Source organism: Lacinutrix mariniflava (assembly GCF_001418015.1).
Taxonomy (GTDB): Bacteria; Bacteroidota; Bacteroidia; order Flavobacteriales; family Flavobacteriaceae; genus Lacinutrix; species Lacinutrix mariniflava.
The window spans coordinates 149,647-166,175 of record NZ_LIQG01000023.1 but is presented as its reverse complement, the minus strand read 5'-3'; the positions used below and the strand labels follow the sequence as shown (position 1 = coordinate 166,175).

The 16,529-nt window shown below is 31.2% G+C and carries 14 protein-coding genes and 1 tRNA gene; 6 read left to right on the top strand and 9 right to left on the bottom strand.

Annotated elements, in window-relative coordinates:
• Positions 1-21 precede the first annotated feature (21 nt).
• The 3 genes from ASC44_RS06525 to ASC44_RS06515 all read left to right on the top strand — a co-directional run bounded on the left by ASC44_RS06525 (position 22) and on the right by ASC44_RS06515 (position 3,583).
• Positions 22-2,424: an O-antigen ligase family protein gene (locus tag ASC44_RS06525; RefSeq protein WP_055446808.1), complete on the top strand. Its 2,403-nt coding sequence runs from the start codon at positions 22-24 to the stop codon at positions 2,422-2,424.
• A gap of 14 nt (positions 2,425-2,438) precedes the next feature.
• Positions 2,439-2,512: transfer RNA gene (locus ASC44_RS06520), tRNA-Arg, on the top strand.
• Positions 2,513-2,692: 180 nt separating this feature from the next.
• A complete protein-coding gene (locus tag ASC44_RS06515) occupies positions 2,693-3,583 on the top strand; it encodes a zinc-dependent peptidase (RefSeq protein ID WP_055446807.1) in 891 nt (296 codons plus the stop codon).
• A gap of 53 nt (positions 3,584-3,636) precedes the next feature.
• Here ASC44_RS06515 and rpe read toward each other — a convergent pair whose 3' ends face one another.
• The 4 genes from rpe to ASC44_RS06495 form a co-directional block, all read right to left on the bottom strand.
• Positions 3,637-4,299, bottom strand: coding sequence for a ribulose-phosphate 3-epimerase (rpe, locus tag ASC44_RS06510; protein WP_055446806.1), 663 nt, complete (start codon positions 4,297-4,299; stop codon positions 3,637-3,639).
• Between the two features lie 41 nt (positions 4,300-4,340).
• On the bottom strand, positions 4,341-4,748 hold the full coding sequence (locus ASC44_RS06505) for a BLUF domain-containing protein (RefSeq protein ID WP_055446805.1): 408 nt from the start codon (positions 4,746-4,748) through the stop codon (positions 4,341-4,343).
• A gap of 258 nt (positions 4,749-5,006) precedes the next feature.
• Entirely contained in the window at positions 5,007-5,870 is an 864-nt protein-coding gene (locus ASC44_RS06500) for a sigma-70 family RNA polymerase sigma factor (protein ID WP_055446804.1), read from the bottom strand.
• Between the two features lie 232 nt (positions 5,871-6,102).
• Positions 6,103-7,071: a hypothetical protein gene (locus ASC44_RS06495; RefSeq protein WP_055446803.1), complete on the bottom strand. Its 969-nt coding sequence runs from the start codon at positions 7,069-7,071 to the stop codon at positions 6,103-6,105.
• A gap of 117 nt (positions 7,072-7,188) precedes the next feature.
• Here ASC44_RS06495 and ASC44_RS06490 point away from each other — a divergent pair, with 117 nt between their 5' ends.
• Positions 7,189-7,851 carry a hypothetical protein gene (locus ASC44_RS06490; RefSeq protein ID WP_055446802.1) on the top strand — a complete coding sequence of 221 codons (663 nt, stop codon included), beginning with the start codon at positions 7,189-7,191 and terminating at the stop codon, positions 7,849-7,851.
• A gap of 95 nt (positions 7,852-7,946) precedes the next feature.
• Here ASC44_RS06490 and ASC44_RS06485 read toward each other — a convergent pair whose 3' ends face one another.
• Positions 7,947-9,365: a glycosyltransferase family 2 protein gene (locus tag ASC44_RS06485; RefSeq protein ID WP_055446801.1), complete on the bottom strand. Its 1,419-nt coding sequence runs from the start codon at positions 9,363-9,365 to the stop codon at positions 7,947-7,949.
• A gap of 316 nt (positions 9,366-9,681) precedes the next feature.
• On the opposite strand from ASC44_RS06485, the gene ASC44_RS17875 reads away from it, so the two are divergent.
• On the top strand, positions 9,682-9,891 hold the full coding sequence (locus ASC44_RS17875) for a hypothetical protein (protein ID WP_152973286.1): 210 nt from the start codon (positions 9,682-9,684) through the stop codon (positions 9,889-9,891).
• A 270-nt stretch (positions 9,892-10,161) separates the two neighbouring features.
• On the opposite strand, the gene ASC44_RS06480 is transcribed toward ASC44_RS17875, so the two are convergent.
• Complete coding sequence (locus ASC44_RS06480; RefSeq protein ID WP_055446800.1) at positions 10,162-12,405, bottom strand: polyribonucleotide nucleotidyltransferase; 2,244 nt, start codon at positions 12,403-12,405, stop codon at positions 10,162-10,164.
• 197 nt (positions 12,406-12,602) lie between these two features.
• Positions 12,603-12,872, bottom strand: a complete 270-nt coding sequence (gene rpsO / locus ASC44_RS06475) for a 30S ribosomal protein S15 (protein ID WP_055446799.1) — start codon at positions 12,870-12,872, stop codon at positions 12,603-12,605.
• A gap of 198 nt (positions 12,873-13,070) precedes the next feature.
• Between rpsO and ASC44_RS06470 the strand changes: the two genes are divergently transcribed.
• On the top strand, positions 13,071-14,171 hold the full coding sequence (locus ASC44_RS06470; protein WP_055446798.1) for a sensor histidine kinase: 1,101 nt from the start codon (positions 13,071-13,073) through the stop codon (positions 14,169-14,171).
• Between the two features lie 59 nt (positions 14,172-14,230).
• Here the strand turns inward: ASC44_RS06470 and accD are convergent, their stop codons facing one another.
• Both accD and fbaA read right to left on the bottom strand, forming a co-directional pair.
• Positions 14,231-15,088, bottom strand: a complete 858-nt coding sequence (gene accD / locus ASC44_RS06465) for an acetyl-CoA carboxylase, carboxyltransferase subunit beta (protein WP_055446797.1) — start codon at positions 15,086-15,088, stop codon at positions 14,231-14,233.
• A 218-nt stretch (positions 15,089-15,306) separates the two neighbouring features.
• A complete protein-coding gene (gene fbaA, locus ASC44_RS06460) occupies positions 15,307-16,374 on the bottom strand; it encodes a class II fructose-bisphosphate aldolase (protein ID WP_055446796.1) in 1,068 nt (355 codons plus the stop codon).
• Positions 16,375-16,529: the final 155 nt, after the last annotated feature.

Genomic DNA, 16,529 nt, shown 5'->3' with positions numbered 1-16,529 from the left:
TTTTAATCAACATTAAATATAATGAATACACTTTTTAAAAAAACAAGTAATGTAAATTATGTAATTATTTTTTTGTATTTAATGACTCTATTTGTACCATCGCTAGGTGCTTTTGATTTTGCTGCTACTCAGTGGTTTTATATAGGGACATTAAATGTTGTAGTTTTTTTGTATTATTTATTTGCACCAGGATATTTGGCTTTTACTTTTCCAAAACACGTAAAATTATTTTTTGGAATTCAAATCATGACTTTTATTGTGTCTTGTTTGTCTATGACTCAATCAATTATTATTGATGAAAGTATATTATATTTATCAAGAATATTCACTTTTATATTTAGTGTTTTTAATTTATATATAGTTTTTAGGGATAGAAAATTCTTTAGTTTTTTTGGATTAAGCCTAATAATTAGTGTTATTTTATTTATTGAATCTTTTGAGGTTGTTTCTTATTTTTATTCCAAATCAAGTGAGTTAAGAACACATGAGCTAATGATGAGTATTCCTCATCGATATGGTAATCGAAACATTCTAGCAACTGCAATTGTAATTAAATTACCATTTTTATTGTTTGTTTTTCAGCAGCTTAAAGGTTTTAGAAAAAATATTTCTTTAATAGTTGTGTTATTTGTAATTACAAGTCTATTTTTAATAGGAGCTAGAACAGCAGCTGTAATTATGGCTATTGTTCTGGTTGTTTTTTCAATAGCTTATTTTGTTATTTCAAAATACTCTATCCAGAGAAGTGTTAATACTATTTTGCCGTTAGTAATTGTAGCTTTTATAGCTTATGGTTTTTCTATATCAATAAATAGAATTTATAAAGACAAATTAAATTCTTATGTAGAGTTGTTTTTTACTAAAGCAGAGAAGGATTTATATAACCCAAAAGGGAAATCAAATTTGGTTGATGGCTCTGGTAGAAAAGACATTTGGAATTCCGCAATTACTGACTTTAAAAAGTCACCAATTATTGGTGTTGGAGTTGGTAATTGGAGACATAACTCTAAAATAAGCCTTTATCTTAATAGAAGAAATAAAGGAGTTGTATTTAGTACACATGTTCATAATGATTATTTACAATCATTAGCAGAAACAGGAATAATAGGCTTTTTGTTATATATAAGTATTTATATTATTTGTTTCATAACACTTATTAAACATTATTATAAAGCAAAAACGGATACAAGTAAATTTATAATTATTAGCCTCGCTTTAGCCTTGTTAAGCTATATGATTGATGCTTTTTTTAATTTCCCTCACCACAGAGCACCAATTCAAATAGTTTTTGCGTTAGTTCTCGCAATTATTTTAGGTTTTTCGAACAATAATGAACAAGTTCCGGATAAGCTTAAAATTAATAAAGTACAAAAAGCATTAGGCTATAGTTTTGTTGTTTTATTACTCTTAAATGTTATTACTCATTATATAGACTATAAAGCATCTACAGTACAGTATGAATTAATGAGAGAAGTAAAGAGTAAGGATGCTTTTACTTTAAAATATAAATATTCATATAATCAAGTTATTCAAATGTTGCCTAGTTTTCCTTATGTAAATCAAATAGGTATGACAAATGATGATATTAAGGGATTATTTGCAATTAATAATAAAAAGTACGATAAAGCATTATTACATTTAAATAACTCTATTTCTAATGTAGAAAATAATTTATGGCCAAAAACATTAAAAGCCATGATGTTTAATTTTATAAAGAAAGAAGATAGTGCATTTGCTTATTCTAAAGAAGTTTTTGATGTAATGCCATGTATAGAATCTAACTTTTATATTTTACAAGGAATCTATAAAAAACAAAACGATACTATAGCTTTGTTTGATTTGTATGATAGACATTTTATGGTTAGGCCAGATCACACAGTCGCTTGGTTAAATATGTGTAACGATATAAGAAAATATTATAGAGACAATTCTCTATCCTTAAGTAAAGTTAATTATGCATTAGAAAGTTATCCTTACGATAAAGAACTTATAAGTTTTAAAAGTGAACTTGTTAAAATAATGTCTAATAAGTCTAAATCTGATATTGCAGCAAGTAAATTGGGTAAGAATATTATTGATGAGATGACAGAACATTTTAAAACAGCGAATAATTATTTCGATCAAAAGGATTATACTAATGCTAGAATTCAATTTTTAAAGGTTTTAGAATTAGAGCCAAATAATTTGCCGACGCATTTTAAATTAGGCCTACTTGAGAACTTAACAAAAAACTATAAAGACGCAATTCCTTACTTTACAAAAGTAATCAACGATAAGTATTTAAATAACGGAAGACCAGAATACAGTAGAGGTGTTTCCTATTTAAAGTTAAAGGACAACGCTAATGCTAAAAAAGATTTTATAATAAGTAGAAATAAGAATTGGCCAGCTGCATTAAAACTTAACGATGCTTTCTTTAAATAGTAATTAGTTTATTAGGCCTCGTAGTTCAACTGGACAGAATATCAGATTTCGGCTCTGAGGGTTGGAGGTTCGAATCCTCTCGAGGTCACTAGTAAAAGTTAAAGTTATGTATCAAATCAAGCGCCCTTGAATTTGTAAGCGGAGCTTTAAGTATCAACCTTGCAAATCCAAATTAATTTCTCAGTATATTTTCAAATCGAGCATAGCTTATTTTTATAACGTAACTTATTAGGATATTTTGATCCTTTAGAGTTTATAACTGGCATAAATGATTAATATTTTATTAAGGATTACTTATCTATTACAAGAAAAAGATCCACCTTTAGTATTTAAAATTATTCTTATTATTCTTGCGGTTGTTACAGGATTATTAGTGGCTTTTATAGTTTTTCGTGGTCTGTTTCTTTTCTTCGAAATGGCTTTTGTAGAGTATGTTAAAAAGAAACAGTTTTTCACTCATTTACATTTTTTTAAAAACAAACTTCCAGAATCACATAAAGCGATCTTAGAAAATGAGTTTGCTTTTTATAATAAGTTAAATACTAAAGAGAAGAAAAATTTCGAGCATCGTATTCAGTATTTTATAAAAAACTGGGAGTTTATTGGTAAAGATATTGAAGTTAATATCACCATGAAAGTTAAGATTGCTGCAACTGCAACAAAGCTAACCTTTGGTTTTAGGGATTATAAAATAGGTGTTCTTGATAAAATTGTTATTTATCCAAAAGCCTATTTCTCGAATATAAACCAAACATTTCATAAGGGAGAGTTTAATATGTCTTACAAAGCTTTGGTTTTTTCGTGGGAAGATTTTGAAAAAGGTTACGCTACAGAAGACGATAATTTAAACCTAGGAGTACATGAGTGTATTCATGCCTTACATGTTTCATTTTTAAAATCTAGAAAATACAGTACGAGTGCTGCTATATTTTTAGATTCATTTCAAGAGCTTACTACAGATATTGATGAGAATGTTGTTGTAAAGCAAAAACTTCTTACTTCAGGATATTTTAGAGAATATGCCTTCGAAAATCATTTTGAATTTATTTCAGTTTTAGTAGAAAATTTTATCGAAACGCCTTCAGAGTTTCAATCTCAATTTCCAAAAATTTACATTAAAGTAAAGCAAATGCTCAACTTTAATTTTGCTGGATATTAATCTCAATAATCTCTACTAATAATTATTCTAGAAGCTAAGAGAAATAAATTGTATTACTTATTGGCTAATCGTTTAAGATTGGCAGTAGCTTCCATTTGGTCTTCACTTTTAAAAATATGACTTCCAGCCACAAAAACATCTGCTCCGGCTTCAACTAGCTTTTCAATATTTTTATCTGTAACGCCTCCATCAATTTCTATTTTGGTGTCTAAACCTTGGTCAGTAATCATTTTTCGTAATTTCTTTACGCGTTGGTAAGTAATCTCTTCAAATTTCTGACCACCAAAACCTGGGTTAATAGACATTAATAATACCATATAACATTCTGGTAATATATCTTCTAAAACAGAAACGGGAGTCGTTAAATTTAAAACAATACCAGCTTTACAACCAGCATCTTTAATTTGTCTTAGCGTTCTGTGCAGGTGTACTGTAGACTCGTGGTGCACTGTAATGATATCTGCTCCAACTTTAGCAAACTCTTCAATATAGCGTTCAGGCTTTTCAATCATTAAATGTACATCTAATGGTTTTGTAGCATGCTTTTTAATAGCGGCAATTACAGGCATTCCATAAGAAATGTTTGGCACAAAATGGCCATCCATAACATCAATATGAAACCAATCGGCTTCACTATTATTAACCATTTCTGTATCGCGTTGTAAGTTGCCAAAATCGGCAGCAAGCATTGAAGGAGCAATTAACTTTGTAGACATTATATGTAGTAGTTTTGTTTTTACAAAGCTAAGGTTTTTTATTAGTCGGTAGTTAATAGGTCTTCAATAATTTTTAAAAACAGAGTGCTATTTTCAAAATGATTATTCTGTAAATCGGTAATATAAATTTGTAGACCATAAAGTTCATCTATATCATCAATTAGAGTATAACCGGTGTCGAAAGCCTTAAAGCTTAATTGTGAGATAGGTTTGTTTAAAAGTTCGATAATATCAGAATGCCTATTATCTTTTTTTATTTTTTCAAAAAGAGAATCAATTGTCGCTACGTCTCCTTCTATTATTTGAAAAAAAATATCTTTACTTTTTACTAAAACGCCAGTAATATTAGACTTATCGTTACTTGTTTGTGTTTGGTTAAACAAAGATTCAAACTCTAAAATACTTAAAGTGGGTTTTACTTGGCTTTTATAACAAATAGATTTTAACATAGTAAAGAAAGATGTTTGGGAATACAAATATCATACAATATTAATTAAAAATAGATTTCAAAAGGTCTTCAACTAAATACTCTTAAACGCGAATAAAAGCAAATTAATACGATTAAGTGTGATTAAAAGCAATGCGTTTGAATTTAAACACTATTAGAAAGTTTATAAAATGAGTGAACCCGAAGTAATCAGCTTCGGGTTCTTTCATCAATCAAAAAACGAACAGTTATGAATAACTGTTTGTTACTATAACTTAGATTATCCTAAGTAAGTTTTTAATATTTTACTTCTAGACGTATGTTTTAATCTACGAATAGCTTTTTCTTTAATCTGTCTAACACGCTCACGTGTTAAGTCAAAAGTTTCACCAATTTCCTCTAAAGTCATTGGGTGTTGGTTTCCTAGTCCAAAGTATAATCTAATAACATCTGCTTCACGAGGCGTTAAAGTTTCAAGAGCACGTTCAATCTCAGTACGTAAAGACTCGTGTAAAAGGTTACGGTCTGGATTTGGTGACTCACCAGAATTTAATACATCATATAAGTTAGAATCTTCACCTTCAACTAAAGGCGCATCCATACTTACGTGACGGCCAGAATTTTTCATAGACTCCTTAACATCGTTAATAGTCATGTCTAATTCTTTTGCAATCTCTTCAGCACTTGGCGGACGCTCGTGTGCTTGCTCTAAGAAAGCAAAAGTTTTGTTTATTTTATTAATAGAACCAATCTTGTTTAACGGTAAACGTACAATACGAGATTGCTCTGCTAAGGCTTGTAAAATAGACTGTCTAATCCACCATACAGCATAAGATATAAATTTAAAACCACGCGTTTCATCAAAACGTTGTGCAGCTTTAATTAACCCTAAATTACCTTCATTAATTAAATCTGGTAACGTTAAACCTTGATTTTGGTATTGCTTAGCCACCGATACTACGAAACGTAAGTTAGCCTTTGTCAATTTCTCAAGTGCGATCTGGTCGCCAGCCTTAATACGTTGTGCTAATTCTACTTCTTCATCTGCGGTAATTAAGTCAACTTTTCCAATTTCTTGTAAGTATTTGTCTAATGATGCGGTCTCACGGTTGGTTACCTGCTTGGTAATTTTAAGTTGTCTCATGTATGTAAGTTGTGATTTATGCCCTAAAAAACGGACGTGAATATTTTACTCTCACTAGTTATACGTAGAAAGAGTACATTTTGTTACAAAAAAAATTAATTATTTTTTTGGCGTTCCTTTTTTAGCCGAAAAAAGCTTAAAAAAGTCAGGCTTTACACTATATCTTTTTTTGCCATATATGGCAGCAAAAAAAGGATGCCGTTGCAATCCTTAACGCACTTACTCTTATGGCTTACTCAAAATCTAAAACCTGTGTTGCTTCAATTAATTTTTTTAATGCATTAATTTTAGCATAAATCTTATTAAAAAAAGTATTGCGCTCTTTCTCTCCAGTAGTATTTAATAATTTAGAATTCTGTAATTGCTTCCTTAAAAAGGCCTCGGCTTCTTTGCATGTATGTTTATCGCTTGTTTTGTAATAGGACAATAAAGTAAAAGGGACATAGAGCATTTGTGCATTTGGAGTATTCACTAAAACATTATTATTCATTAAATGCAGTTCGTTGTAATACATTTTAAATTCTAAATCTGTATTTACCAATTTAGCAGCAATAGTCTCAATTAGTTTTTTTAATAAGTCACAAAAATGTAAAGCGGTTTCGGTAGCAACCTGCCCAGCTTCAAAATAAAAATGAATTTGTTTTAGCGTACTATTAATAGATGTTATATCCCAAACCTCTTGAGTATTTAAATTACTATATAAACTACCTAATCTCTTGCCAGCTTCAATCAAAGCAGAGCTAGGAGCAAAGTTTTCGAAACTTTTAGTCGCTAATTCTGGATTTAAAAGTTTTAGCCATACATAGTATTTAAACCTGCTTAAGGCATCTCCATTTAAGTTGTAAAATAAAGGAATATCCTTAGCTGAATATAATATAGAGCTATTCTTTTGTTTTAATAAAGGAACAAGCGAATTGTAAGAGTCTTCAAAATAGTATTGCAGCTCAGCCTCGTTCTCAATATGTTTTGTTTTTTCTATAGTTACAAACTCTGCAGAGGTGGTTTCAAATAGTCGATCTAAAGAGAGATTGTAGTACTTGGACAACACAATCGTTTCATCTAAAGAAAATTTGCTTTTTAAACTAACACGCCTATGTGCAGCATCGTAACTAATATCTAAAGCCGTAGCAACAGCTTCTATTATAGATGTGTTTTCTGGTAATTCAGTCTTTAAAAACGTAAGAAAGGCAGTTTGGTACATACTCAAATGTATCTAATATTTGCGATAATCGCAAATATTAGTTTTCAAATTCGTGATTAACCACATTTAAGGTGCGTTTATAGCAATAATTTTGACCTGAATTTAAAAACTAAACTCATGAAAAATTCAATATTTATTATCACAATGCTATGCTTTTCAATTTTTGCAAAAGCACAAAACGACACCATTTCAGTTTATAATAGTCAACAATATTTTAATAAATACCAAGACTATATGCAAGACGTTTCCTTTAAATTAGGAGTAGGAATGCTAATTCCACAAGAAGGTTTGAAGGAGTATTTTGGTGCAAGTCCAATGTTAGATTTAACAGTGAATTTTCCAATTAAAAATAGAAAATCTATAGATTTAACCTTACAATTTGCTATTCCAAACCAAAAAGATGAGTTCACTTATTTACGAACCATAGACACCATTCAAGTAAAAAGCACTTTTATGTTTAATGCTTTTTTGAAATTTAAAAAAGACATTATTAAAACTGAAAAAACAACTATTAACGTTGGTTTGGGAGTAGGTATGTCTCATGTAACTACAAATGCTAGAAACCCGTTTTACGAAGGTAAAGAAGAGGACGAAGAAAAGTACGAAAGTATTACTGCGTTTTTAGCTTCTCCAGCAATAGAACTAGTTAAAACTTTTAAAAATAACGATGAGATTACTATTGGTTTTGGTGTTCAATATTCTCCATATAAAATAGAAGGAGCCGTTAGAGAGGATATTGGTGGTTTATTTTATGTACCTAAAATTGCATATCGATTTTAGGTGTATTTTATAATATTTAAGCGTCAAGAAATAAACTTAACAAATAAAGCTCATCAAATTTTGATGAGCTTTATTTGTTAAGTTAGAATATATTATTACTCCGTTAATTCTCTAGTTAACCAACCACTTCTACCGGCAGTCGCTATGGCATATGGAGTAATCCAGAATAAACCAAAAGTAAATAGAATGCTATACGGGTAGGCCCAAAATCCTTGAGAAGATTTATGTTGATTAGTAAAAAAGGCTAATGAAAAAGTAGAAAGAATTAAAATACTAACCATTGTAGAGCCTATAAAAAGTAATGGATGTGCCGAAACAAAAAACAGCATAAAAATTACTACAGGAAAACTCATGATTAATTGCGTAGAATGATTGATAAATAATAATCGAGTGCCTGTTTTTTTTCCTTCTCTAAAATTTGTAAAAACGTACTTTGCCATTTCTATACTTTCACGAACATTACTTCGTCCCCATCTAATAAACATTTTATACAAACCTAAATATTCTTCAGGTACATTAGTGTAAGCAATTGCATTTTTTTGAAATAGAACGTGCTCTCCTTGTTTTAGTATCATGTTTGTTAGTGCACGATCTTCGCCAATGTCTGAGGGTTTTCCATTAAATTTTTGATCTATCCACTCTGGCAAACATTTAAATACAGCAGCACGTCTATAAGCAGCTAAAGCGCCTGGTGTACATAATACAGAGTTTAAGTTACTTTCTGCAGAACGCACAAATTCAAAACTCATTACAAAACTTACATCTAACATTTTAGGAAGCATTTCCTTTTTATTATTTAGAACTCTTATGTTTCCAGCAACAGCTCCACATTGCTCATGCTCCACAAATGGGCTCACGAGGTTTCTAATGGTATCTTCCGTTACAATAGAATCACTATCTACTGTTACAAATATATCTCCGGTTCCTATATTAAATCCTCTGTATAAGGCATGACGCTTTCCTTTATTTTGTGGTTGTTTATAGATTTCTAATCGATCTCCAAGTGCTTCTTTTGCATCTTGCATCCATTTCCAAGTGTCATCTTTACTACCATCGTCTATAGCTAATAACTGAAGCTTTGAATCTGGGTAATTACTTTTTGCAAGACTCATAAGTGTGTCCCAAACTTGCTTACCTTCATTATAAGCAGGTACTATTACTGTACATGTTGGTAATAGACTATCTTCTGCCGATGCAATAGGTTTGTATTTTATGTAGTGGTAGGTTGTATAAATAAAAAATAACAGTTTGTATATAAATAGAGTTGTAGCAATAACTATAAATGTAAAGCCGAGAGTAGAATTTGTTACGAGACTATTGAATTTTTCAAAATCATTATGGAATACAGAGAAAAAATAGATACCAAATAGTATAATTATAAAAGTACTTAATAGCACAACTCTGTTTTGCGAACTTTCTGTTTTTTCATTTATATGAAAAAAATTAATTAGAGTATGCTTTAGACTATTGCAGCTTGATTTAAGTTTGCTTAAAATTGTTGATTTTGTTTTCATAAATCTTTTGTGACGATTGGTTATAAAAGATTTACGCGTCAAGCTATAGTCTAGATGTTTGTAAAAGTTAAATTAATATTAATTTATGAATAGCTTTTTTTAAGTGATTGATGCTTAGTTTGTTTTGGTTTTTAAAAGAAAAGTCTAAATGGGGGATTTCTATTTATGGTTCTTATAAAATGTGAAATTACTCTTCTTTTTATCTTGTTTTGGTTTTCTATCATCACTACCTCTATCGTTACCAAAACTTCTGTTATCCGTCCATTAAAATTTTTATAGCTTCTTGATGATCTTATTAGGTAACCTTTAGTTTTTTATGAAATCCCTCTCGTTTATAACATTAGCAATCTATACTGAAGGAGGTCTAGCATTAGGTGCAGATGTATGTTTAGGGCGTGAGAAATACATTTTCACTTTGTCTGCATCAACTGGTTCTGAAGTTTCCGTTTTAGGGAATAACAATAGTTCCAAGCAGTTAAATGTTATGTGTAGTAGAGAACTAATGCTGAATATAACACTATATTGATACACATTTGGGCTTAGGCTATTTTACTTTTAAGTCAAATGGAGTTTCAGAAGAAAGGTCGTTTTTTATCTTGGTGTTCCTTTAGCGATAAAGTTGAGATTTAAAAGTGGTGATAGCTTCTCAATTGGATTGCAACTTCAAACAAATATTAATTCTATCGATATCGCCTTCACTTTTGGGTTGCTTTTACAATGGAATAAAAGAAGACAATAAAAAAAAGCCCAACATTTCTGTTGGGCTTTTCTAATATATTAAGAGTGTTTAAAAGAATTAATCTTCTTTTCTTGGCTCTCTTGGTTTTCTGTCATCACGACCTCTATTGTCACGAGAACCTCTGTTATCACGTCCACCAGAACGTTTATCATCTCTTGGTGGTCTTGCAACATAACCTTCAGGTTTTTCTAATAATGCTTTACGAGATACTTTTTCTTTACGAGTTCTTGGATCAAGTCCAAAATACTTCACATTAAAAACGTCACCCATGTTTACAACGTCAGTTACATTTTCTGTACGTTCCCATGCTAATTCACTTACGTGTAATAACACTTCGTTTCCTGGAGCATCCATATACTCAACAACAGCACCAAAATCTAACATCTTGATTACTTTTACTTCGTATGTGTTGCCAACTGTAGGTTTAAATAAGATAGCATCTATTTTTGCCATAACAGCATCAATACCTGTTCTACCAACACCTAAAATCTCTACAATACCTTCTTCAGTCACTGGATCTTCGTTTATAACGATAGTTGTCTCAGTTTCTTTTTGCATCTCTTGGATTACTTTTCCTCCAGGTCCAATTAAAGCACCAATGAATTCGTTAGGAACACGTCTTGTTACCATTGTTGGTGCATGTTCTTTAACGTCTGCATTTGGAGTAGAAATAGTATCTGTTAATTTACCTAAGATATGTAAACGACCATCTCTAGCTTGTTTTAGTGCATTCACTAAAATCTCGTAGCTTAATCCTTTTACTTTAATATCCATTTGGCAAGCAGTAATACCTTCTGCAGTACCAGTTACTTTAAAATCCATATCTCCTAAGTGATCTTCATCACCTAAAATATCAGATAATACAGCGTATTTTCCAGATTCTGCATCAGAAATTAATCCCATTGCAATACCAGAAACTGGTCTTATCATTTGTACACCTGCATCCATTAAAGCCATAGTTCCTGCACATACAGTTGCCATAGAAGAAGAACCGTTAGATTCTAAAACCTCAGAAACAACACGTACTGTGTAAGGACAATCTTCAGGAATCATTCCTTTTAAACCACGTTGTGCTAAATTACCATGTCCAACTTCTCTACGAGAAGTTCCACGAATTGGTCTAGCTTCACCTGTACAAAAAGGAGGGAAGTTATAATGTAAATAGAAATTCTCCTCACCTTCGTAAGATGGCATATCTATTTTGTTTGCGTCTCTAGATGTTCCTAAAGTTACTGTAGCTAATGCTTGAGTTTCTCCACGAGTAAAGATTGAAGAACCATGCGTAGATGGTAAGTAATCAACCTCACACCAGATTGGTCTAATCTCGTCAGTCTTACGACCATCTAAACGTAAACCTTCATCTAAAGTTAAATCTCTAATTGCAGCTTTCTCAGCTTTACGGTAGTAATCAGAAATTAATCCACCATAATCCGCAGTTTCTTCTTCAGAAAAAGAAGCTTTAATATCTTCTTTTATTTCTTTAAAAGCAGCAGTTCTTTCATGCTTAGAAGATCCAGCTTTTGCAATTGCATAAACCTTATCATAAGCCATGTCATGAATTTTCTTAGATAAATCAGCTTCTACTCTTTCACCTTCGTATTCACGAACGGCTTTTTTTCCGAATGCTTCAGCTAATCTTAACTGTGCAGCACATTGTACTTTAATCGCTTCGTGTGCAAACTTAATAGCGTCAGCCATTTCGTCTTCAGAAATTTCATCCATTTCACCTTCAACCATCATTACAGAATCGGCAGAAGCTCCAATCATCATGTCGATGTCAGACTCTGCTAATTGTGCTCTCGTTGGGTTGATAATAAATTCTCCATTAATACGTCCAACTCTTGCTTCAGAGATAGCACATTCAAATGGGAAATCTGATAATTGAATAGCTGCTGATGCTGCTAATCCAGCCATAGCGTCTGGCATAACGTTTTCGTCATGAGACATTAACTGTATCATTACTTGCGTTTCTGCTGTGTAATCTTTAGGGAATAATGGACGTAAAACACGATCCACTAAACGCATAGTTAACACTTCGCCATCACTTGGTCTTGCTTCTCTCTTGAAGAAACCACCTGGATAACGACCTGCAGCTGCAAATTTCTCTCTATAATCTACCGTTAACGGTAAAAAACCAAGATCTTTTTGTTCGTAATTGGAAACAACTGTACATAACATCATACATTTTCCCGATGTTACAACAACAGAACCATGTGCCTGTTTTGCTAATTTTCCGGTTTCGATAGTGATTTCTCTACCATCTCCAAGGTCTATGACCTCTTTAAATACTTTTGGAATCATAAATAAGTTTTAATTCTAATACCGACGATTTAGTTTCTCAATCGGAATTTTGTTAAACATTGGTAGTTGTGTTGTGTAGTAGTAGTGTCCAATGAAAAACTATAATTAGCTTCTTCAATTTTGGTGTTTAGACTCTTCCAAATCGAGTTATTATATACTAAAAAACCACGCTGTTTGGCGTGGTCTTTATATTGAGATTATTTTCTTAATCCTAATTCTTTTACTATAGCACGATATCTTAAGACATCTTTCTTAGTTAAGTAATCTAGCAGGCTTCTTCTTTTTCCTACTAACATTACTAACGAACGCTCTGTATTATAATCTTTACGATTACTTTTTAAGTGTTGTGTTAAGTGCTCAATTCTTTGTGTAAATATTGCAATCTGTCCTTCTGCAGAACCAGTATCTTTTGCGTTTTTACCGTGTTTTTTAAAGAGTTCCTCTTTAGCTTCTTTTGTTAAATACATTCTAATATTATTGTAAATGATTGTTATGTAAACGAAAGCTTGTCTTTCGAGCCGCAAATATAGTAAATAATAATTATTTCAAGATATTTTTTATAAGAATAACATATTAAAAAAAAGGATGACCCAAAAACATGGAATTAATCAATCTAAGTAATAGTTTTTTTTTATTTTTAGCGATGATAAGCCGCTTATAGCTATATGAAGGAAAATATTATAAACTCATTAGATGTAAATTTTTTAACTAATATCCTAGACCATAGTTATCATGGCATTGCGATTGTTGGTTTAGAAGGAGAGTGGATATTGGTTAGCAATAGTATATGCGAGATGCTTGGGTATAGTGAAGCTGAATTATTGAGTATGACATTTCAAGAAATTACTGTTAAAGAAGATTTAGAAAATGATTTATACGAATTAAAAAAAATAATGAATAATGAGATTGATAACTATGAAATAAAGAAACGTTATTTTAAAAAAGACGGATCGGTAGTTTGGGCTCAACTATCTGTTTCTTTAGTTAGAGATGACTATAATAATCCTAAATATTTTATTTCTCAATTACGTGATATTTCGGATAGGGTTATCGCAAGGGAAGAGCAAAAAGTATTATTGGAAATAATAAAAGAGAGAAATAAACGATTAGTTAATTTTTCTGATATCGTTACTCATAACTTAAGAACGCATGCGGGTAATTTAAAGGCTTTATTAGATTTCGTTGAAGAGGATATTGAAGATTTTAAGGCTTATGAAAATGTACCAATGTTATACGAAGCTTTTAATGACTTAGAAAACACTGTTAGTCATTTAAATGAAATAGCGAGCGAGACTAGATATGATGAGTCTAAGCTAAAATCAATTAACCTTAATAAGTTTGTTGCAAGTGCTATGCATAACGTTAGTGGTTTAGCCAAATATCACGATTGTATTATTGACAACCAAGTAGATAATTCTTTGTTTGTTATTGGTATTGAGGCTTATTTGGATAGTATTTTACTTAATTTTTTATCAAACGGGATAAAATATAAATCTGATGATAGGCAGTGTAAAATCACTTTAAGTACAAAGGTTGAAAATGAATTTGTATTAATAAGTATTACAGATAACGGCTTAGGTATCGATTTAGAATTATATGGAGATAAAATGTTTTCTTTATACCAAACGTTTCATACTAATATAGATTCTAAAGGTCTAGGTTTATTTGTTACAAAAAGTCAAATTGAGTCTTTAGGAGGTAAAGTGACAGTAAAAAGTGTTATTAATGAAGGTACATCTTTTACTGTTTATTTAAAAAAGGCATAAAAAAAACCTCACAGTTTTTTTTGAAACTAATGAGGTCTGTGATACCATTTAAATAAATGTTATGCTCTTAATGGTGCATTGGTAATCAAATCTATATATTGATTAACTCTATTTTTTAAGTCTCTACGTAATGTAATAAAATCAAGGAATCCATGATCTAATAAAAATTCAGACGTTTGGAATCCTTCTGGTAATTCTTTTCCAGTAGTATCTCTTACAATTCTAGGTCCTGCAAAACCAATTAGTGCACCTGGTTCAGCAATATTAATATCTCCTAACATAGCAAAAGAAGCTGTTGTTCCTCCAGTTGTAGGATCTGTACAAAGCGATATATATGGTAATCCAGCATCAGCAAGCTGAGCTAGTTTAACAGATGTTTTAGCTAATTGCATTAAAGATAACGCTGCTTCCATCATTCTTGCTCCTCCAGATTTTGAAATAATCATGAATGGTAGTTTGTTTTTTAGAGCATAATCTGCGGCACGAGCAATTTTTTCTCCAACTACAGAACCCATAGAACCACCAATAAAAGCAAAATCCATTGCAGCAATAACTAAGTCTTTACCTTTAGACTTGCCGACAGCACATCTTACAGCGTCAGTTAATTGGGTTTTCTCTTGGGCAGCTTTTAAACGGTCTGGATATTTTTTGGTGTCTACAAACTTTAAAGGATCCTTAGAAGATAAATCTTTATCTAATTCTTTAAATTTATTATCATCAAATAATATTTCAAAATATTCTTTACTTCCAATTCGTACGTGATAGCCATCTTCTGGACTTACGTAGAAATTTTTTGCTAATTCTTCAGAATCTACAACTTTACCTGTTGGAGACTTATACCACAATCCTTTAGGGATGTCTTTTTTGTCTTCAGTAGAAGTTTGGATTCCTTTATCTTTTCTCTTAAACCAAGCCATATTGATTTACTGTTTTTAGTTTGTAATTCTAGAGTAAACTAGAATAATTGCTATTAGTTAGTTTTCGGGTTTTGTGATAACACAAGATGGCAAAATTACCATTTTTATCAATACAACTCAACATTTGATGTGGCTATATCTTAGGACTTTGTTTTTTTATATAAAAAATCCCATTCTAACAGCGCTAGAATGGGATTTGAAAAATAATATTTTATATATTATAATGTGTTTACATTATTTAAATCTTCGAAAGCTTTCTTTAATCTTTCAACAAAAGTAACTTCACCTTCTCTTAACCATTTTCTAGGGTCATAATATTTTTTGTTTGGTGATTCAGGACCATCAGGAGAGCCAATTTGAGATTTTAAATATTCAACTTTATCTCCCATATAATCACGCACACCAGTCATAAAGGCATATTGCATGTCTGTATCTATATTCATTTTAATAACACCGTAGCCAATTGCTTCTTGTATTTCTTCTTCAGTAGAACCAGATCCACCATGAAAAACAAAATCAATGTGGTTATGCTCAACACCATATTTTTTTGAAATGTGCTCTTGAGAATTCTTTAATATTTTTGGAGTTAATTTTACGTTTCCTGGTTTGTAAACACCGTGTACATTCCCAAATGCAGCTGCAATTGTAAACTGGTCGCTTACTTTGCTTAATTCTTCGTAAGCATAAGCAACTTCTTCTGGTTGCGTGTAGAGTTTAGACTCATCTACATCACTATTATCTACACCATCTTCTTCACCACCGGTGATACCTAATTCTATTTCTAAAGTCATTCCCATTTTGCTCATGCGCTCAAGGTATGTTTTACAAATAGCTATGTTTTCTTCTAAAGGTTCTTCACTTAAATCAATCATATGAGAACTATAAAGCGGCTTTCCAGTCTCTTTAAAATATTGTTCACTTGCATCTAATAAACCATCAATCCAAGGCAGTAATTTTTTAGCACAATGATCTGTATGTAAAATTACAGGAACTCCATAAGCCTCTGCCATTAAATGTACATGTTTCGCACCAGCAATAGAACCAGCAATTGCTGCTTTTTCACCTTCATTACTTAGGCTTTTTCCTGCATTAAATTGTGCACCACCATTAGAAAATTGAATAATTACCGGAGCGTTTAAAGCTGCAGCTGTTTCTAAAACACTGTTAATCGTGTTAGAGCCAATAACGTTTACTGCTGGTAAAGCAAAGCCTTTTTCTTTTGCTAAGTTAAAGATTGCTTGAACTTCCTTTCCAGTAGCTACTCCTGGTTTAATATTATGTGACATTTTTCTAATGTTTTAGTTAAAAATTGAGATTCAAAAGTAAACAAATTTTGAAGATTTGTTATGAAATTTATCTATAAAACCGCGAAAACGATGTAGTAAAAGACGAGTAGTTTGATTCTCGAATTTGCATTAGTAGTAATTTCAATTCCAACAAT